This window comes from uncultured Mailhella sp. (assembly GCF_963931295.1).
In the GTDB taxonomy this organism is placed as follows: Bacteria; Desulfobacterota; Desulfovibrionia; order Desulfovibrionales; family Desulfovibrionaceae; genus Mailhella.
Map to the genome: position 1 here is coordinate 2,624,045 of NZ_OZ007001.1, position 18,565 is coordinate 2,642,609.

Sequence of the window (18,565 nt, forward strand, 5' to 3'; positions counted from 1 at the left end):
GCTCGGGGATTGCCCAGCGCCGGAAACGGACATACATTTAAATAATATACGGGAAAGAACCTGAGCTTGTGCCGGGAGAGACGATGATGACGGAACATGATGAAGAGCGAAAAGTGGTGGAACCGGAACTGGTGACCGATGAGAAGTACAGCCGGGCCTATTCCGAGGAAGCGTTTCACACGAAGCTTCTGCGCTTTGCCGGAACCATAGGCAAGGAAGGGCTGCGTTCGGCGCTCATCCTTTACTACACGCTGCAGCGCAAGGATCTGCCGGGAAAGACTCGGGCCATCATTCTCGGCGCGCTGGGCTATCTGATTCTTCCGGCGGACATCGTGCCCGACCTGATTCCGGTGTTCGGCTTTACCGACGACATCGGCATTCTTGCGGCGGCGCTTGCGGCCGTGGCCATGTATGTGGACGACACGTCGAAAGCCAAGGCCGACGCGGCACTGGCGCGCTGGCTGGGCGCGGCGGACAAGATGCTTAAAAAAGGATAGGGCCCGGCAGAAACGCGGCGTCGCGCGTTTTTTTTGAGAACGACGCCAGTCCGGGCCTGAGCGCTTGAGCAGATCGGGAGATTGATCGGGCGGGAGGCACGGGCCTGTGCTGCGCGGAGCAGGGCGGAACGGGCGGCGAATAATCATCGCCTGACTGGGGCGGCGTTGCGGTTCGCGCTGCCGTTTCCCGGCAAACGAGGGGCGTTGTTCAGAAGAGGGGGGAGTGACGAGCGCGACGGTTATGCCGATGGTTCTCCCTGCGCACGGGGCATGCGCCATCGTCGAAAGCGTGACGCACAGGCTGGATCAGGTTTCTCCCCGAGCGCAGATCATGCGTGCTTCGGCCGCCTTCGCAGTCGCCGCCCTGGTTGCCCCCGCGGCCCCGGAGAATCCTTGACTGACGCGATCCCCCCGCGTTCCCCGGAACATATTTGATTGACGAGGCTCGCTCCGCGCAGATCATGCGCAGGACGATTCTTGAGCTCTGCCGGGACGGTGCAAGGCACAAGGCCGGAGCGGCGGAACAAAAAATTTCCCGGACGCGGGGAAAAGACTTGCCATTTGCAGAAAAACGGGATACGAACGTCCTTCGTATGTCCGAACAGGACATCTATGCACTTGCCTGTAATGGAAAAGTCGTCCTTCTTCTGAAGGATGCACCTGCACCGATTGACGGGAACAGGTCGTCATGCCTGCCAGCATCATTCAGGGAGTGTGCGCCGCATTGTCGGCTTCCGGTTCGCCGGTTTACCTGTAGTATGGGAAGCAGGCTTCATTTCTGACCCGTTTTTCGGAGGTTTTAATGTACGCTATTGTTGAAGTGCTCGGCAAGCAGTACCGCGTTCAGGAAGGCAACAAGGTTGTTGTCGACCGCATGGACGCTGAAAAGGACAGCGAAGTGTCCCTCGACCGCGTGCTCATGATCGGCGGCGAAAGCACCAAGATCGGCACCCCCGTCGTGGACGGCGCCAAGGTGACCATCAAGGTCGTTGATCACATTCTCGGCGACAAGGTCGTGGTGTTCAAGCACAAGCGCCGCAAGGCCGAACGCCGCACTCAGGGTCATCGTCAGGAATACACCGTTCTTACTGTTACCGGTATCGTCGCCTAACGGGCGTACCGCTATTTTCCAAGGAGTTTCATCATGGCACATAAAAAAGCAGGCGGCAGCTCCCGCAACGGTCGTGACAGTGAAGGTCAGCGCAGAGGCGTGAAGCGCTTCGGCGGCCAGCATGTTCTTGCCGGCAACATCATCGTTCGTCAGCTCGGCACTGTGGTCTATCCCGGCACCAACGTCGGCATGGGCCGCGACTACACCCTTTTCGCCAAGTGCGACGGCGTTGTGAAGTTTGAAAAGTTCCTCCGCAAGCGTCGCGTTCACAAGCGTGTGAGCATCGTGCCCGCGGAAGCCGCGGCGTAATCGCGCTTTCGGTATGATTTTGGGGCGAGAAGGGCTATGGCTCTTCTCGCCCTTTGTGTCTTTGTTCGGGGAAGCAGGTCCTGCCTGAATCCGGCGACTTGTCCGGCTCCCCACTCTGCATCCGGCGCGTGTCGCGTGATGTTCGGATCCGCCGGTCGTTTGTTCGACAGGTCCGGCACGGAATGTGTCTGGCGTCGGATTTCCACGGCGCGCCGTGCTTTTGCGGTTCATGCGCTCCAGTCGTGAGGAAAGCATATGAAATTTGTGGATGAAGCCACCATTCAGGTGAAGGCGGGCAAGGGCGGCAACGGCTGCGTTTCCTTCCGCCGCGAAAAGTTTGTGGCCAAGGGCGGCCCCGACGGCGGCAACGGCGGCGACGGCGGCAACGTGTACGCCCGGGCCTCCACCAGGCTTTACAGCCTGTACGACTTCCGTCTGAAGCGCATTTACGAGGCCGAGAACGGTCAGGGCGGCATGGGCAGCCAGTGCGACGGCCACAAGGGTGAAGATCTCGTCATCGAACTGCCCGCCGGCACGCAGCTCTACGAGCGCACCGGCGAGGGCGAGGCGCTCTTTGCCGACGTTTCCGATCCGGACAAGCTGGTGCTTCTTGCCGCAGGCGGCCGCGGCGGCAAGGGCAACGAACATTTCAAGTCGTCCACCATGCGCGCCCCGCGCTTTGCCCAGCAGGGCGAACCCGGCGAAGAAAAAACGTTCCGCCTGGAACTCAAGATTCTGGCCGACGCCGGTCTGCTCGGTCTGCCCAATGCGGGCAAGTCCACCTTCCTGTCCCGGGTGTCGGCGGCCCGTCCCAAGATTGCCGCCTATCCCTTCACCACGCTGACCCCCAATCTCGGCGTGCTCATCGACGAATGCGATCCGGACAGACGCATGGTCATTGCCGACATTCCCGGCCTCATTGAAGGCGCGCACGCCGGTCAGGGACTCGGCGACCGCTTCCTGCGTCATGTGGAGCGCACGCGTTTTCTGGTGCATATTCTCAGCGTGGAGGACGTGGACCTCGAAGCCGACAATCCGTGGGAAGGCTTTGATCTCATCAACGACGAGCTTTCCCGCTTTGATCCCGAGCTTGCGCTGCGTCGTCAGATAGAAGTGGTCAACAAGATCGACCTGCGCACGCCGGAAGAACTGGATGCCATCAAGGCCCGCGCCAAAGCCGACGGGCGTGACATCGTGTTCATTTCCGCGCGCGAGCAGATAGGTCTTGAGGAGCTTGTCGAGCGCATGTGGAAACTGCGCGACGAGCTGGACTTCAATGATCCGCTTGTCCATTATCAGGACGAAGTGGTGGTGGATGAGGAATTCCCCGATATCGAAGTGATATGGACGCGCGAATAATGGATACTCGTGAAAAGACACTGGCCTCGGCGCACACGCTGGTGGTGAAGGTGGGCAGCGCCGTGCTCACCACGGCGGAAGGACTGCATCTTTCCGTGATGTACAATCTGGTGGAGCAGCTCGCCCGTCTGGCCCGTCAGGGCCGGCGCGTGTGTCTGGTCAGCTCCGGCGCGGTGGCCGCGGGCAGAACGGCGCTTCCGGACCGCGGACGCACGGTGGAAGGACTTTCCGGCAAGCAGGCGCTGGCCGCCATCGGTCAGGGCTGTCTCATGCGCGAGTACGAACACGCCTTTGCTGCGCAGGGGCTTTTGTGCGCGCAGGTGCTGCTCACGAGGGACGATCTGCGCAGCCGCACCCGCTTTCTCAACGCCCGCAACACGTTCATGAATCTGCTCGACTGGGGCGTGGTTCCCATTGTCAACGAGAACGACACCGTGGCCGTGCAGGAGCTGAAGTTCGGCGACAACGATCAGCTTGCGAGTCTTCTTCTCAATCTTGTGGAAGGGGATCTCTACATCAATCTCACCAGCGCGGACGGCGTGATGGCCGTCAATCCCGCAAGCGTTGCGCCGGGCGAAACCGCTCCCTTCCTCGACAGCATTGAGGACATCGCCTCTCTGGACATCGAATCGCTCTGCGGAGCCAAGACCAGTGTGGGAACCGGCGGCATGCGCTCCAAGCTCATGGCGGCCCGCCGCGCGGCGCAGCTCGGCGTGCCCACGCTCATTCTCCCCGGGCGTCGCCCCGACATTCTCGACCAAGCCTTTGCCGGGGAGCATGTCGGCACATGGGTGTGCCCCGGAGAACAGGCCGTGTCGCGCCGCAAGTACTGGATGGCTTATCAGTCCGAGCCGCAGGGCACCGTTGTGGTGGACGAAGGCGCGGCCCGCGCGCTGGAAGAGAAGGGCGGAAGCCTGCTTCCCGGCGGCGTGATTGCCGTGGAAGGCAGCTTTGAACCCGGAGCGCTCGTGCGCGTCGTGTGCGGAGAGCATCACATCGGCGTCGGCCTGAGCAACTATTCTTCGGAAGATCTGGACCGCATCAAGGGCCTGCGCCGTGTGGAAGTGGCGGCCGCGCTCGGCGATGCGCACTACCCCGAAGTCATCCACAGAGACAATCTGCTCATCAACGCGGCGGTGTAGAATCGCGTCTTCTTATAGAATAAAAAGGGCCGGACTGCCTTGCGCAGGTCCGGCCCTGATGTTTTAACTTTGGGCGATCAGACGAACATGCCGAAGTTGCTCATGGCATCGAGAGACGCGCCTTCCGACGGAGCCTCTTCCTGGCCGGGCGCGGAGCAGAGTTCGGCCAGCTTCTTTTTCCAGACGGCAACCTGTGCCAGAAAGTCGTTTACGGCAAGGCTCAGAGTGTCGGGGGTGAGAGCGCTGTCGTCGAAGCGCTTCCAGAGCACGACGCGGCCGAGCGCCCCGTGCACGGAGAGCGCCGCGCCGCCGGTTTCGGCGCCGAGAAGCGAGGCTTCGAGCAGCGCCAGACAGGCGTTTTTGGAAAGATCGGCGGCGTCGCCTATTTCACTGTACATGAAGAGCGCGCGGTCTTCCTCGTCATGGGTGAAGGTGATTTCGTTTTCGCCGTCGAAAAGCAGCGAGCAGCTGCCGTCGGCGTCGGGGGCAAGACCATCAATGCCCAGAGAGCTGCCGAAGCTCTCCAGAGCGGCGTTCCATTCCATGGCAAAACTCCTTGATGAGCGTGGGCTCATGCGTTGATTCCGGGACTGTTCTCAGGGGAAAGGAGTCCGGCTCCCTCCCCGGTCATGCGTTACGGTCTGTAGTACTTGGAAAGCAGCGGGAAGATGTCCGCATGGTCGGCTATCACCTTTTCGATGCCGCGCATGAAGGTGTCCGCATCCTTGTTCCATTCCCTGGCGAAATCTTCCCGTATGGCGTCGAGCATATCCCGCCTGTCCTGCATGCATCTTTCGGCCAGAGGCGCGGGCGCGGTGGCCGCCGTCTGCACGAGCTTGTCCAGCACGTTGCGGGACATGCAGAGCGGATTGGTGAGACGCTGGAGCCTGTCGGCCTCCACGGCAAGTTCTCTTCGTATGGCCTCCGCGCTTTGCGTGGGCTTCTCGCCCGCCTTGCCGTGCAGGAAGGCGAAGCGTTCGGGATTGAATTCCTGCGTGCGGCCTATGTCCAGAGAGTCTGCGGCGTTGAGCAGCATGGCTTCCAGCGTCTGCCCGCGGTGGGCGTCAATGCTGTCCTTTACGGCCTGCTCGTAGTCCGCGCCGAGCGTTGCATCGCCGAAGGCGGTCTTCATGGCGGCCACGGTCATGTTGGCGCTTCTGTCTTCCCAGCGGTCGGCGCCGCCGCCCTGTCTGCCGAGATCATGCCCCGTAATGCCGCACAGAACGGCGTTGCGGTCCATGGGCACGCCCTGTTCCTCCAGCATGGAGCACATGACCGAGGCGAAGATGAACGCGCGGGCGATATGGCCGCGTCCGTGCACTGATGTGCCGCGCTCGAAGGTCCGTTCATGGTTCATGTAGGCGTCGAGATTGGCGATGAGGAAGTTTCTTCTCTGCGCGCCGTCTGCGGGCATGGATGTCGGCACGGCCGCGGCGGGGAAGGCCGGATAGCCCGGATGCGTCCTGTCGAGAACGGCGGCGGTCTGCGGAGCCACTTCGTGCAGGGCCTCGCGCGCGGACTGCGGGATGAGCGACAGCTCGGCCGTGAAGGTCGGCACGTCCTTGAACTCGACGTCGGCCAATCTTGAGGCGTTGACGGCGTTGCGCTGCATGAGCAGAAGCGTTGAGCTCATCACGCCGAAGTCCGCGGCATCCGCCAGCGCCTCGTCTCCGGAGCGGTGACCGACCTGAAAGAGCTGGCCCATGAAGCGCAGCTGCTCGGGAGAGTTCAGTCGGGCCTGAAGACGCTGCAGGTCCTGCCTGTTCACGGCGGGAGAGCCGTTTTCGAGCATGGCCAGAGACATGAAGGAGATGCGGTCGAGCTCGGCGGCCTTGTCGTCCGCGCCGAAGTCGGCGTCGCCGAGGTGCTGGATGAAATCGTTGAGATCCTCGGACGCTCTCTGCATGAGCGCGCCGATGTTTCGGAAGACATCTTCCGGGGAAGGCGCGGCTCCGGCGTTCATGAGCCCGCGCAGAACATTGGCCTGCGCCGTGGCGTGGGTGTGGATGATGCGCAGCTCTTCCGGGGAACGCAGCACCCTTGCGCTGCATACCCAGAAGGCGAAGGCGTCCTTCTGGGCCTTCGTGGCAAAGGGAAGACGCTCAAGCTCGGTCAGAAGTTCGGCCTTCTGCTGCAGCATGGGCTTTGCCGTCTTCTGGAAGGCCTGCCGGACCAGACTCTGCGGATCCAGGCTCGCCTGACTCAGGCTCTTCATGTCGGCCGCGATGGTCTGCATGAACTTTCCGGCCAGAGCGGCAAGGGCGTTGCCTTCAAGGCGGAGCGTTCCCGGAGCAAGATTGTCGCCTATCTGCTCGGCTTCGATGAATCTTGCGATCTGTCCGGGAAGATCCGCGAGCACGGCTTCGGCTTCGGCGTCGATGCGTTCCCTGTCCAGATGACTGACCTGGAACGTTCTTTCTTCCTGATGCAGCCTGTTGATGCCTTCCACTTCCCTGCCGAGGTCGAAGTTTTCGATGAGGTTCACATGGATGCCCGTGCGCTTCTCAAAGGCGGCCATGCGGGCCTTCAGCTCCTCGAGGTTCTCTTCCGGCACGTCGTCGATGTTGATGCGTATTTCGGCAATGTCGCGTGAGGGGACGAGCGGGCCCTGTATCTGCGCTTCTATGTACTGTGCTCCGGTCAGGTGCACGCGGGGGTGATTTCCGTCGGCGTTCTTCATGGCGGCCAGTGCGAGCGCGTTGCCGTCGAAGGTGCTCATGTGGGGAATGAGGGCTTCGAGATTGTCGTGCGTGGCCAGAAGACTGCGCGTGGCGGAGCGGTCGCCGAAGCAGTCCAGAAGCAGAGCCTTGAAGTGAGACTCCTGGTCCAGGTCGGCGAATTCGATGCCCGAGGGCAGGGCGATGAAGGCGGACGCGCGGGCGTCCGGCACCTTGGCGATGCTGTCGAACCAGGCTTCCAGCGCCTTGTGTTCGGCGGAGTTCACGTCGCGGCAGGCCGTGGTGAATTCGGCCGGGAGTCCCGCGCCGTCGAGAAGCGCGTAGAAGTCCGCGCGGCGCTCCTGCGACATGTTGACCACGGGCGCATAGAACGTGTCTTCGGCAATGTAGGTCGCGCGCCTTGCCACGTCGTCCTTCAGTACTATGGCCGCCGAGCCGTAGCCCGCTCCTGCGGATACGGCGCCTATTCTGCGGCCCTGCACGTTGAGCGCGCCGTACACGGGACGCTCGTCGGCCTGCACGGCATGTCCTTCGAGCTCGGGGAAGAGCAGCCGTTCCGCGGCGTCGCGGCGGGCGAGGTAGCCTTCGCCCTTGATGAGTGTTTCTTCTGCGGCCAGATGAAAGATGTTCTTCATCGGCTCGTCGGGATGCGCCATGATGCCGCTCTCGCTCAAGAGCACGTCCACGTCGACGTTGATGGTGAGTTCCGCGCTGCGCAGAATGTCGGCCATTTCCTTCACGGATACGGAAGGAAGATCGCGGCGGCGGAGCGCTTCCGTTTCCCCGGCGGCCGTCTTTTCTCGCGTCGCGGCGCTTTCGGCCGCGGTTTCCACGAGCGTGCGCAGGTTGGCTGGCGTGATGTCGTGAGGCTGCGCAGGCGCTATGGCCGCGCCCTGCGCGCCGTATTCCTCGCTGAGACGCGGCGGCATTCTGAGGGCCGTGAGCGAGGCGTCTTCAGGATGCGCGGCCACGAGGTCGTCCACCATGCCTCGCACTGTGCGGTTGCTCACTTCCTTGAGCACCAGCGCCTGAAGGTCGAACAGCATCGAGGCGGCGCTGCGTGCGTCCCCGGCCTTGGCGTTGATCTGCCCTTCGCGCATGAGCGCGCTTTGCAGAAGATCCATGTCCGCCGTGGTGAAGGCCTGATACACGGCGGCAAGCTCCGCGTTGCTCAGATTTTCCACGGCGGGCGCAAAGGCCCACAGGGGGCTTTCCTTCTGCTGCTCTGAAAGCTGACCGAGCTTGTCGAGTCTCGTCATGTAGTCCTGCGCCGCTTTGAGGCTGCCGAGCAGCGCCTTCGCGTTCAGCGTGCCGGGTTCCTTGAGCACCTGAAGCGCATCGCCGGCGCTCCTGGTGAGACCTTCCTTGCCTCTGACAATTTTTGTGGCAGTCGTGAATCCCTGAAAGGGAACTTTGTTGGCCTTTATGCTGTCCAGACGGATGGGTTCTCCCTTGCCGAGCTGCACCCGGTGTTTGCCGAAAACTCCGGTTTTTTCCGTAATGCCGCGGGATTCAAGCTGACTGTGCAAAACCTGGTCGGGCTGTATGCGGGGCATGATATCCTCCTTGAGGAAACGATGAGCATTGAATACTCATGATCTAGCAAGTTTCGTGCCGAAATTCCGAAAACGGGCACGGCTGAATGCTTTGATAAAAAATATCCGCTCCCCAGGCCCTTGTCTACAGAAACGGACGCTCTGGAGGATAATGGCCGGGCCCGGCAAGCGGGGGCGGGGAAGCCGCCTCATGCGGCATCTTTGATAAAGCGGCGAGCTTCTCCTGGCGGTCCGCCGACGGCCTGAACGGCTTTTTGCGGCACGAAGAGTGCAGCGTTCTGCATCATCGGGCTCTCCGTGTTCGGTTCTTTTCGGCATGCGCACGCATGTTGTTCCTGATCACGGAGCAGAAAGACAGATTTTTTTGAAAAAACGGCAAAAAAATGCTTGCCAGCGCGACCAATTTTCTATAAGTTCCTCCTCGTGCCCAGGTGGTGGAATTGGTAGACACACTATCTTGAGGTGGTAGCGCCGAATGGCGTGGGAGTTCGAGTCTCCCCCTGGGCACCATTATGAGAGCGAGAGCTGCAAGCTGAGGTTTGCAGCTCTTTTTTTATGCATTTTTTGTGCGTGCGCCAGGCGTGTTGCACGCGCGGCGCGTTTCGCGGAGCGAGGGTTCCGTTGACGGCAAAGTCGGCATCCGCCCGCATGCAGAAAAACGGGCATGGCTTGTGCCGTTTTCCCGGGCGGGGATTGCGGAGCGGAGAAGGGACAAGTCGTTCCTGCAAGGCGTGCCTTAGGGCTCGACGTCAATCTGATGACGAACGCACGCGGGCAATGATGTGCTGCCTTTGCGTTCGGATCCTGCCCCGCGTTCCTTGCAGGCGGATCGGCGCTGTTCGGCGAAATTTTCGGCAGCACGGCCGGTCTGACGGGCGGACAGGGGGCTCTTGTTTCGGAAAAGGAAATGCGGAGCGCGGAAAACGTGCGGGCGACGCAGCGGAGAGAAGCGCGCCGGACGGAAGCGCGAATGGGGAATCCGTTTGCCGCGGGCGGGACTTTTTTGAGCCTTTTTCGCGCGAGGAGCAGGCCCCATTTGTTTTCTGCCGGTCGGTCTTCCCGGGGTCGCCGGAAGAGCGCTCGTCAGAGCCTTGTTACCAGCACTATTTTCCCCGGCGTTCCATTTCCTTCTGTATCAGACGGAGCCCCATGAGAATATTGTTCGTCAGGCTCTCGCAAAGCCGGGCTTCGTCTTTCTTCTGAAAAGCGTCAAAAATTTCCCTGTGCTGTTCCCCAGCAGCGTTTTCTGATCCTGCGCGGCGTAGCAGCGGTGATGCAGAAAGATTTCCACGTGATCCACAAGCGTGTCGGCCGTGTCCAGCAGATGCGGCATGGCCGCGGCCTTGTACAGCGCCGCGTGAAAGGCCCGGTCGGCGTGAAACAGCGTGGCGGAAGGCGCGGCGGCCTGTTCCATGCCGCGCAGGATCTCCTCGATGTCGTCGGCGTATTTCATGGCCTCGGTGGCCAGCAGACATTCCAGATGCACCCTGAGTTCATAGATGTGCCGGATTTCCCGCACCGTGGGCAGCGGCGCGACAACGGCGCCCTTGTAGGGAAGATTGCGTATGAGTCCGGAGCGGTCGAGCCGCATGAGCGCTTCGCGTATGGGGCCCCGGCCGACCTGGAGCTTTTCTTCCAGATCGGCCAGAACCAGCCGCGCGCCGGGAAGAAGTTCTCCCTGAAGAATGAGCTCCCGGATGAGCTCGTAGGCCTGAAGCGATTTTACCGTGGAAGTTTTCATGCGCCACCTTGCCTGTCGGCATGCTCGTGCCCGTGCGGAAACGGGAATGTTCAGTCGGAGGACATGATACGCTATTTTTTGCAAAAAGGACATGCCTGTTCTGAGTCCCGGCAAAAGACGGGCGTTCGGGGTTCGCGCAGACCTTTTCTGCATGGCGGAGAACGTGCAAAGCGTCGGAACGCGCCCTATCGCCGTTCAGGACGCAACATCAGGGATGCCGTTGGTCGATGCCGGAAGATTGACGGCGCGGGGCAAGATGCGCTTTGGAAGTTGCGTCAGGACCGCGCAGGCAGAACGGGCGCGCGTGCGGAAATTTCGGGAGCGCGGACGCAGGGCGAGAGGGAGAGCGCGGGAGCCTGCGGCAGGCGTTGGGAAAAGGCGCGTTAATTAATAATGACGTGATGGAGGCGGAGCGTACGTCTTGCCTGTGCGACGGAAAAATGTTGTCCGCGGGACGGGCGTATTGCACAAGAGATGGGCGGACAAAAAGTCGGCGCGCTCCGAAATTCAGGGCGCGCCGAGGGAAGAAGTCAGCGTTGTGGTCGTGCGCCGCAGAGGCGGCGGAGACGGCGCTTATCCGCCGATGGCGGACATGCGCTTGTGAGCCACGGGGCCGTTGCTTGCGGCAAGAATTTCCGCGCCCACGGGCTTGCGGGACACCGCGTCGATCATGATGCGGCGCACTTCCTCTTCGCCCTTGTCGCGCAGGGCGTCCCGGATGGGGTATTCCCTGTCGTCGAAAAGGCAGGTGCGGATATTGCCTTCCGCCGTGAGGCGCAGGCGGTTGCAGGACTGGCAGAAGCTCTGCGTCACTGAGGTGATGAGTCCGAAGCTTCCCTTCGAGACCTGGCCTTCCGGCGTGATGAGCTTCCACAGCTTGGCCGGTCCGCGCTCTTCGGCCGTGTGGCCTTCGCTTCCCTGACCGTCCTTGCGACGCAGGGCCACGGGTTCAAGCCGCCAGTGCCTGCGGGCGCTCTCCAGAATGTCGGCCGCGGGCCAGAACAGGTTGTTCGACCAGATGGTGGAATCGCCCATGGGCATGAATTCGATGAAGCGCACGTCCACGGGCCAGTCCATGGCCATGGCGGCCAGGGCGGGAAGCTCGTTGTCGTTGACGCCGCGCATGGCCACCGCGTTTATTTTGAGCGGAATGCCGAGTTCCAGCATTCTGTGCATGTTGTCGAGCACGGTGGGAAGCACGTCTTTGCCGGTGATGGACGCGTATTTGGCTCGATCGAGCGAGTCGAGGGACAGGTTGACCGATACGCCGAGTTCCTTGAGCGTGTCGAGCGCCGGAGCAAGCAGGGTGCCGTTCGAGGTGAGCTTGAGCGCCGTCTGCGGAAAGCGCCGGTGAATCTTGATGAGAAAGTCAAGAAAGCCCTTTCTGGCAAAGGGTTCGCCGCCGGTGAAGCGCAGCTTGTGAACGCCGAGCGTCACGGCGATTTCAATGATCTTTTCGATTTCTTCAAAGCGCAGAATGTTTTCGTGCGGAATGAAGGGCACGCTGTCGTCGCGGCAGTAGCGGCAGCAGAGATTGCAGCGGTCGGTCACGGAAATGCGCAGGTAGCGCACCGTTCTGCCGTGGGCGTCGGTGAGAACGGCGGGGTAGTCTTCGTGCGGTTCTGCCATGAGGCTAGCTCCTTCCGCAGTCGCTCATGTCGCCGTTGAGCTTTTCCAGCGCGTGCGGCAGCACGGGCAGGAGCGCGGCGAGATTTTCCTGCGCGGCAAGACGGCTTCCGGGCAGGGCGATGAGCATGGTGCGTCCCAGCGTGCCCGCAAGGCAGCGGGAAAGCACGGCGCGCGGCGTGTGGGTGAGTCCTTCGGCGAACATGACCTGTTCAAAGCCGGGCAGACGGCGATCCAGCACGGGAATCAGGGCTTCCGGCGTGAAGTCGCGGGGCGAGAGGCCGGTGCCGCCGGTGGTGACGATGAGTCCCCAGCCGGACGCGGCAAGATCCTTGACCAGCTTGCGCAGCGCCCGCGGATCGTCGGGCAGCAGGAAGAGCTGACGGCGGGCCGGAGAGAGCGCGGAGAGCATGTCGAGCAGAGCGGGGCCGCTTTCGTCCACGCGGTCGCCGGCGTAGCCCTTGTCGGAAAGGGTGATGCAGGCCACGGCAAGCCCTTCGCCCGTCCAGGCTTCGGGCGCGGGACGCGGCGCGGGCAGCGGCGTGTCCTCCACCTCGAAGAGCAGCGGATCGTCGGTCTTGAACAGGCCGCTCTTGCCGCCGGACTTGAGAATGAGGCGCACGTCGCGGATGATAACGTCCTTCTGCACGGCCTTGACCATGTCGTAGATGGTGGCCGCCGCCACCTGGGCCGCGACGATGGCTTCCATTTCCACGCCGGTGCGGCCGGACGTGCTGGCCGAGGCTTCGAGCAGCACGGAAGGCGGTTCGTCCTGCACCTTGAAGCGCACGTCGGCATGGGTGAGGCCCAGCGGATGGCACATGGGAATGAGTTCCGAGGTGCGCTTGGCCGCCATGATGCCGGCCACCTGCGCCACGGTGAGCACGTCGCCCTTGGGCAGTGCCCTGGCCTTGAGCAGTTCCAGCGTGTGGGAATTGAGTTCCACCACGGCCCGGGCGATGGCAGTGCGCTTGGTTTCTTTCTTTGCGCTCACGTCCACCATGCGGGCGGCGCCTGCGGCGTCGATATGAGAGAATTCAGACATGGGAGCCTCGATGCCTACGCCTGGGGAAGAACCTGGGGACGGAAGGTGATGCGGAAGCTGTCGCCGGGCTTGACCACGCCGCCCTTGAGGATGCGGCAGAACACGCCGCGCCGAGGCATGATGCAGTCGCCCACCTGCTGGCGGATGGCGCAGCCCATGTGGCATTCCTTGCCTATCTGGGTGAGCACGAGCTCGATGTCGTCGCCGATGACGAAGCGGGTGCCCACGGGGCAGGTGTAGAGTTCCACGCCTTCGGTGGTGATGTTTTCGGCGAAGTCGCCGGGATGCACGTCGGCGCCCATGGAGCGCATGTATTCAATGTCTTCCATGGCCAGCAGGCTGAGCTGACGATGGGTGCCGTCGGCATGGACGTCGCCCTCCACGCCGTGATTGGCCACCAGGGTCACCTGCGGCTGATTGATTTTCTTTTCCCCCTTGCGGGCACTCGTGGATACGGCAACGATACGCATGATATTCTCCATCCTTGCAGAAAACGGTTGGTTTATTAGGTGACCGGGCCTTTCAGGGCCTTTCGTTGACAATGCTTACTTCCCGGGCTTCCAGAGCGGCGGGAATGTCTCTGTCGTGCGTGGCGCACACGATGCTGACGCCCCGGCTGCGCAGAGTACGCACAACATTGAGTATGGCCTTTTCGCTTGCCGCGTCAACATTGGATGTCGGTTCATCGAGTAAAAGTACGGACGGAGAGAGAATAAGACGCGAGGCAAGGGCGATGCGCTGCCGTTCGCCGCCGGAAAGTTCTCCCGGTCCGCGGGTGGCCATGCCGTCGGGATCGGCGAAGCCCACGGCGAGCATGCTTTCCCGATAGCCCTTGCGCTGACGTTCCGCGTCGAGGCCGCGCAGACGCAGACCGAGCGTCACGTTCCAGAACACGGAAGCCTTCATGAGGTAGGGTTCCTGAAGCAGCAGGGTGACTTCCCGACGCGGATCGGTCTGATTTCCGGCGTAGAACAGGGAGCCGGACGTCGGTTTTTCCAGAAAGGCGAGCAGGCGCAGCAGGGTGGACTTGCCGCTGCCGTTTCTTCCGGTGAGCGCCACGGTTTCTCCCTTTTCCATGGAAAAGTAGGGGAGACGCAGCGCGGTGATGTCGCCGTAGCGCTTGCAGAGATCGTGCGCCTCGAAAAGAGTGTTCATGCGCGCCCCTTTTGTCTGAGCCAGGTCATGAGAAAGTTCACCAGAAAGGCGATGAACAGAAGCACGAGTCCGAGGGCTATGCCCTGCGCGAATTCGCCCTTGCTGGTTTCCAGCGAAATGGCGGTGGTCATGGTGCGCGTGGAATAGCGGATGTTGCCGCCGAGCATCATGGCCACGCCCACTTCCGTGACCACGCGGCCGAAGGCCGTCACGCAGACCATGCCGAGATCGTAGCGTATTTCGCGGATGGTGTGCAGGGCGAGCTGCGTGGAGGATGCGCCGAGCGTGAGCAGGGTTTCCCGGCAGCGCCGGTCCAGATTTTCCACGGCCTGCGCCGTCCAGGAGACGACGATGGGCAGGGCGAGAATGCTCTGACCTATGACCATGCCGGGCACGGTGAAGAGCAGTCCGAACTGACCGAACGGGCCGCGGTAGGTGATGAGCACATAGACGACAAGACCGATGAGCACGGTGGGAAAGGCCAGGAGCGTGTCGGACACGAGGCGTATGAGCTTTTTGCCCGGAAAGTTGGTGTAGCCGAGCAGAAAGCCCAGGGGCAGCCCGAGAACGGAGGCGATGACGAGGGCGCAGCTCGTGGATGTGAGCGTGGCCTCGATGGCGGAGAAGGTGGCGTCGTCCATGTGCAGCAGAAGGTCGATGGCCTTCTGCAAGCCGTCGCTGAAATATCCCATGATGACCTGCGAGGAAAAAAATGGAAGGCGGGCCGGAAATCCGGCCCGCGGGTTGGCTTACTTGCCGGCGTTGGGGAAGAAGAGCTGCTTGCCTTCCAGCTGGTAGTCTTCGATGAGCTTCTGGGTCTTGGGGTTCACCCACCAGTCTTCAAACTTCACGGCCAGATCCTTCTTGACGTTGGGGCAGAGCTTGGGGTTCGTGGTGATGACGCTGTACTGATTGAACAGCGCGCTGTCGCCCTGCACCACGATGGCGAGAGGATTGTTCTTGCCCTGCTGGCTTTCGTACTTGATCCAGGTGCCGCGGTCGGTGAGGGCGTAGGCGCCCTTTTCGGCGGCAATGGCGAGGGTGGCCATCATGCCCTGACCGGCGGAAATGTAGAAGGGTTCCTTGTCGGGATTCAGGTTGAACTGCTTCCACAGCTTGAGCTCGGCGGAATGGGTGCCGGACTTGTCGCCGCGGCTCACGAAGCCGGCCTTGGCGTCATAGATGGCCTTGAGAGCTTCGCCCGTGGTCTTGCCGGCGATCTTCGCGGGGTCGGCCTTGGGGCCGACGATGACGAAGTCGTTGTACATGACCTGACGGCGGTCGATGCCGTAGCCGTCGTCGATGAACTTCTTTTCCACGTCGGGGGCGTGAACGAGCAGCACGTCGGCGTCGCAGTTCTTGGAGATTTCAAGAGCCTTGCCGGTGCCCACGGCCACCCACTTGAGGTCGATGCCGGTTTCCTTCTTGAACACGGGCGCGACGTATTCCAGCAGGCCGGAATCCTGGGTGCTGGTGGTGGTGGCCATCATGAGGGAGTCGGCGGCCTGCGCGGGAAGCACGCAGGAGAGGGAGAGCAGGGTGCCGAAGAGGACTTTGCCGAGATGATTCATGGAGATGCTCCTTATAAGGTTTTGCGGCGCTCTTGCGAGAGCCGCGTGGTGTCTAGTCGGTGCGGAGGCTGACGCTTCGCGCGGGAAAGCTGACGTACACTCTGCTGCCCTGCCGGAGGCCGAGCCGCGAAACGGCGGCGGTTTCCTGCACGGCGTTCATTCTGGAGCCGTCGGCCAGTTCCAGCACGAGAAAGGTTTCCGCCGTGTCCTTGTGCAGGGCCGCCACGCTTGCGCGTATCGGCCCCTGAATGCTGAGGGCGGCTTTTTCCGTGGAAAGCACGATCTGTTCGGGATCGACGGACGCGGTGACCACCTGATTGAGGTGAAGTTCCATGTCCATGAACTGTCTTGCGTCGCACAGGGCGGCGATGACGAGATCGGAAAAGGTGGTGACTTCCACGCCCACCGCGCGCATGCCGGTTTCCAGACCGGTGACGATGCCGATGAACGAATTGTCCGGTTCGTCGTCCGGACCTGCTGCCGGGGCGTGATCCTTCACGATGCGCTTGGCTTCGCCGCCGGCAAATTCGAGAAATTCCGCAATCTGGGAGGACTTCTGCTGTCCGAGGAAGGCCTGCACCACGTTGAAGGGCACATGCAGTTCCAGAAGTTCCAGGCCCCGGGCGTAGCGTATGGCCCGCGGACCGGCCATGCCCGGCGCAAGTCCCATGCCTTCGGCCACGGCGTAGAATTTGCGGCGCACGAAGCCCTGATCGAAGTGCAGAAAGGCGGGATCTTCGGCCTCGGGCAGGCTGAGAATGCGCCGGATATGCTTCATGCAGGAGAGGGGAAGCAAAACGTCGCGGCCGCCGGGATCGGGAATGTGAACCATGCCGGTCACGGTGTCCACGGCGCTCTTCACGGGCAGGTTCAGGGCTTCGCCGAGGCGGAGGCCGCCGTAGCGGATGAGCAGAAAGAGAAGATGAAGCCTCGCACGCACGATCTTTTTCGCCGTGGTGGTGGCTTCCGCTTCCCATGCTTCCCAGCGGAGGGTGAGCTGTTCAAGCATGGATCTGGTCAAATGTTCCTGAGGCAAGGCGCACTTCGCAATGTTGCGGTTTGGTTCCGTGAAGCGTTGAAAAGGGAACCGGGGGAGAGCTCCGCCGTTTCAAAATGAACGGCCATGGGACCGGGGACGACTGGTTGTGAAAATATCCGTTACTCCATATATGCGGCTCTCCGAAAAAATATGCGCATTTCAATATAACGGAAAAGACCTGCATGAGCAATACTGAAATGACGAAACAGTGAATCGGCAAAGTTTTATTTCAAAATTATCATATTTCTTTTCAGGAAGATTGCACCAAAAATAAAAAGTTGCGGAGAGGATGTTTTCGGGGCCTGCGAGGGCGGAAAAGCGGCCGTCTTTCCTTTTTTCTTCAAAAGGTTATACTCCGCAGCAGTATCATTCCATTTATCCGGGAGCCGTCATGAAGTCCTTTCTTACTCTAAAGTCGGTGGACGAGGTTCTGTCCCTCGTCGAAACGTTTGAGCGCCTTCCAGAAGAATATGTTCCTCTGGATGAGAGCGCGGGCCGCTATCTTGCCCTGGACTGGAGCGCTCCCGAAGATCTTCCGGGCTTCGACCGCTCCACGGTGGACGGCTATGCCGTCCGCGCGAGGGACGTGTTCGGCGCACAGGAAGGTTCGCCCGCGCTGCTGGAATGCGTGGGCGAATGCCCCATGGGCAAAACGCCGGACTTCTCTCTTGCGCCGGGACAGACGGCGCGCATCTTCACGGGCGGCATGCTTCCGGAAGGGGCCGACTGCGTGGTGATGGTGGAATATTCCAGGCAGGCGGGCGGCAATCTTGTGGAACTTGTGCGCACGCAGGCTCCGGGCGATCACGTGCTCGAACGCGACGAGGACGCGGCCATGGGGCAGGAGCTCATTCCGGCGGGACGGCGTCTGCGTCCGCAGGAAACGGGACTTCTGGCCGCGCTCGGACAGGTGCGCGTGCCGGTGACGCGCCGTCCGCGCGTGGCCGTGCTTTCCACGGGCGACGAGGTGGTTCCCTGCGAGGAGAAGCCGCAGCCCGGGCAGGTGCGGGACGTGAATTCCCACTCTCTTGCGGCGCTGTGCCGCAAGGAAGGCGCCGAGGTGCGTCTGGCCGGTCTGGTGCGCGACGACGTCGCCAGGCTGGAAGCGACGGTGCGCGGGCTTCTGGACTGGGCCGACGTGGTGCTGCTTTCCGGCGGTTCGTCGGCCGGCATGCGCGATCACACCGTGGACATTTTTCTTTCCATGCCGGAGAGCGCCCTGCTGGTACACGGCGCTGCCATCAGCCCCGGCAAGCCGTTCATTCTTGCCCGCTCCGGGCACAAGTGCCTCATGGGCCTTCCCGGACACGTGTCGAGCGCGCTGGTCTGCGCCCGCGCTTTTCTTTCGCCGCTGCTCAGACATCTGCAGGGCGGCGAGGCTCCCGTGGTTCCGGGCGTGCAGGCCGTGCTTTCGCGCGCCGTGGCTTCGGCGCAGGGGCGGCGCGACTTCATCCGCGTAAAGCTCTCCCGCACGGAACAGGGCTGGGTTGCGGATCCCGTCACCGCGCCTTCGGGACTCATTTCCGGGCTGGTTGTCGCCGACGCGCTGGTGGTCTGCCCGGAAAACAGCGAAGGGCTGTACGCCGGGCAGGAAGTGTTTGCCGAACTGCTGGATTAGCGCGGCTTCGCCGGGTCGGATGTTTCCGGCACGTCGATGAGCCGTCGCGCTTTTGACGCCGCGTCGGGCGGAAGCTGATTCCGCCTTGCGGCGCGCCCGCGTCTGCGGGCTTCGTCTT

Annotated in this window: 16 protein-coding genes and 1 tRNA gene; 7 read left to right on the forward strand and 10 right to left on the reverse strand. The window is 62.0% G+C overall.

Annotated elements, in window-relative coordinates; genetic code table 11:
* The first annotated feature begins 83 nt into the window (after positions 1–83).
* The 5 genes from ABGT79_RS11055 (at position 84) to proB (ending at position 4,418) form a co-directional block, all read left to right on the forward strand.
* Positions 84–497, forward strand: coding sequence for a DUF1232 domain-containing protein (locus ABGT79_RS11055; RefSeq protein ID WP_346666219.1), 414 nt, complete (start codon positions 84–86; stop codon positions 495–497).
* Positions 498–1,299: 802 nt separating this feature from the next.
* Positions 1,300–1,608 (forward strand): 50S ribosomal protein L21, encoded by a 309-nt coding sequence (rplU, locus tag ABGT79_RS11060; protein WP_346666220.1) that lies wholly within the window; start codon positions 1,300–1,302, stop codon positions 1,606–1,608.
* A gap of 33 nt (positions 1,609–1,641) precedes the next feature.
* Positions 1,642–1,917 carry a 50S ribosomal protein L27 gene (gene rpmA, locus ABGT79_RS11065; protein ID WP_346666221.1) on the forward strand — a complete coding sequence of 92 codons (276 nt, stop codon included), beginning with the start codon at positions 1,642–1,644 and terminating at the stop codon, positions 1,915–1,917.
* 255 nt (positions 1,918–2,172) lie between these two features.
* A complete protein-coding gene (gene obgE / locus ABGT79_RS11070; RefSeq protein WP_346666222.1) occupies positions 2,173–3,276 on the forward strand; it encodes a GTPase ObgE in 1,104 nt (367 codons plus the stop codon).
* Positions 3,276–4,418, forward strand: a complete 1,143-nt coding sequence (gene proB / locus ABGT79_RS11075) for a glutamate 5-kinase (RefSeq protein WP_346666223.1) — start codon at positions 3,276–3,278, stop codon at positions 4,416–4,418. The genes obgE and proB overlap by 1 nt, the downstream gene beginning before the upstream one ends.
* Before the next feature lie 77 nt (positions 4,419–4,495).
* On the opposite strand, the gene ABGT79_RS11080 is transcribed toward proB, so the two are convergent.
* Positions 4,496–4,963 (reverse strand): type III secretion system chaperone, encoded by a 468-nt coding sequence (locus tag ABGT79_RS11080; RefSeq protein WP_346666224.1) that lies wholly within the window; start codon positions 4,961–4,963, stop codon positions 4,496–4,498.
* An 89-nt stretch (positions 4,964–5,052) separates the two neighbouring features.
* Complete coding sequence (locus tag ABGT79_RS11085) at positions 5,053–8,652, reverse strand: hypothetical protein (protein WP_346666225.1); 3,600 nt, start codon at positions 8,650–8,652, stop codon at positions 5,053–5,055.
* Positions 8,653–9,077: 425 nt separating this feature from the next.
* On the opposite strand from ABGT79_RS11085, the gene ABGT79_RS11090 reads away from it, so the two are divergent.
* Positions 9,078–9,162 (forward strand) — tRNA-Leu (locus ABGT79_RS11090).
* Positions 9,163–9,817: 655 nt separating this feature from the next.
* On the opposite strand, the gene ABGT79_RS11095 is transcribed toward ABGT79_RS11090, so the two are convergent.
* From ABGT79_RS11095 to ABGT79_RS11130, 8 genes are all read right to left on the reverse strand, one after another.
* On the reverse strand, positions 9,818–10,393 hold the full coding sequence (locus ABGT79_RS11095; RefSeq protein ID WP_346666226.1) for a GntR family transcriptional regulator: 576 nt from the start codon (positions 10,391–10,393) through the stop codon (positions 9,818–9,820).
* 573 nt (positions 10,394–10,966) lie between these two features.
* On the reverse strand, positions 10,967–12,022 hold the full coding sequence (moaA, locus tag ABGT79_RS11100; protein ID WP_346666227.1) for a GTP 3',8-cyclase MoaA: 1,056 nt from the start codon (positions 12,020–12,022) through the stop codon (positions 10,967–10,969).
* 4 nt (positions 12,023–12,026) lie between these two features.
* On the reverse strand, positions 12,027–13,064 hold the full coding sequence (moaCB, locus tag ABGT79_RS11105) for a bifunctional molybdenum cofactor biosynthesis protein MoaC/MoaB (protein ID WP_346666228.1): 1,038 nt from the start codon (positions 13,062–13,064) through the stop codon (positions 12,027–12,029).
* Positions 13,065–13,078: 14 nt separating this feature from the next.
* Positions 13,079–13,534 (reverse strand): MOSC domain-containing protein, encoded by a 456-nt coding sequence (locus ABGT79_RS11110; RefSeq protein WP_294484576.1) that lies wholly within the window; start codon positions 13,532–13,534, stop codon positions 13,079–13,081.
* A gap of 52 nt (positions 13,535–13,586) precedes the next feature.
* Positions 13,587–14,219 carry an ABC transporter ATP-binding protein gene (locus ABGT79_RS11115; RefSeq protein WP_346666229.1) on the reverse strand — a complete coding sequence of 211 codons (633 nt, stop codon included), beginning with the start codon at positions 14,217–14,219 and terminating at the stop codon, positions 13,587–13,589.
* Complete coding sequence (locus tag ABGT79_RS11120) at positions 14,216–14,911, reverse strand: ABC transporter permease (protein WP_346666230.1); 696 nt, start codon at positions 14,909–14,911, stop codon at positions 14,216–14,218. Before ABGT79_RS11120 ends, ABGT79_RS11115 begins: the two co-directional genes overlap by 4 nt.
* 57 nt (positions 14,912–14,968) lie before the next feature.
* The gene (locus tag ABGT79_RS11125) at positions 14,969–15,790 is read right to left on the reverse strand and encodes a substrate-binding domain-containing protein (RefSeq protein WP_346666231.1); all 822 of its coding nucleotides are present in this window, start codon (positions 15,788–15,790) and stop codon (positions 14,969–14,971) included.
* Positions 15,791–15,842: 52 nt separating this feature from the next.
* Positions 15,843–16,811, reverse strand: coding sequence for a TOBE domain-containing protein (locus ABGT79_RS11130; protein WP_346666232.1), 969 nt, complete (start codon positions 16,809–16,811; stop codon positions 15,843–15,845).
* A 409-nt stretch (positions 16,812–17,220) separates the two neighbouring features.
* Between ABGT79_RS11130 and glp the strand changes: the two genes are divergently transcribed.
* Complete coding sequence (glp, locus tag ABGT79_RS11135; protein WP_346666233.1) at positions 17,221–18,447, forward strand: gephyrin-like molybdotransferase Glp; 1,227 nt, start codon at positions 17,221–17,223, stop codon at positions 18,445–18,447.
* Positions 18,448–18,565: the final 118 nt, after the last annotated feature.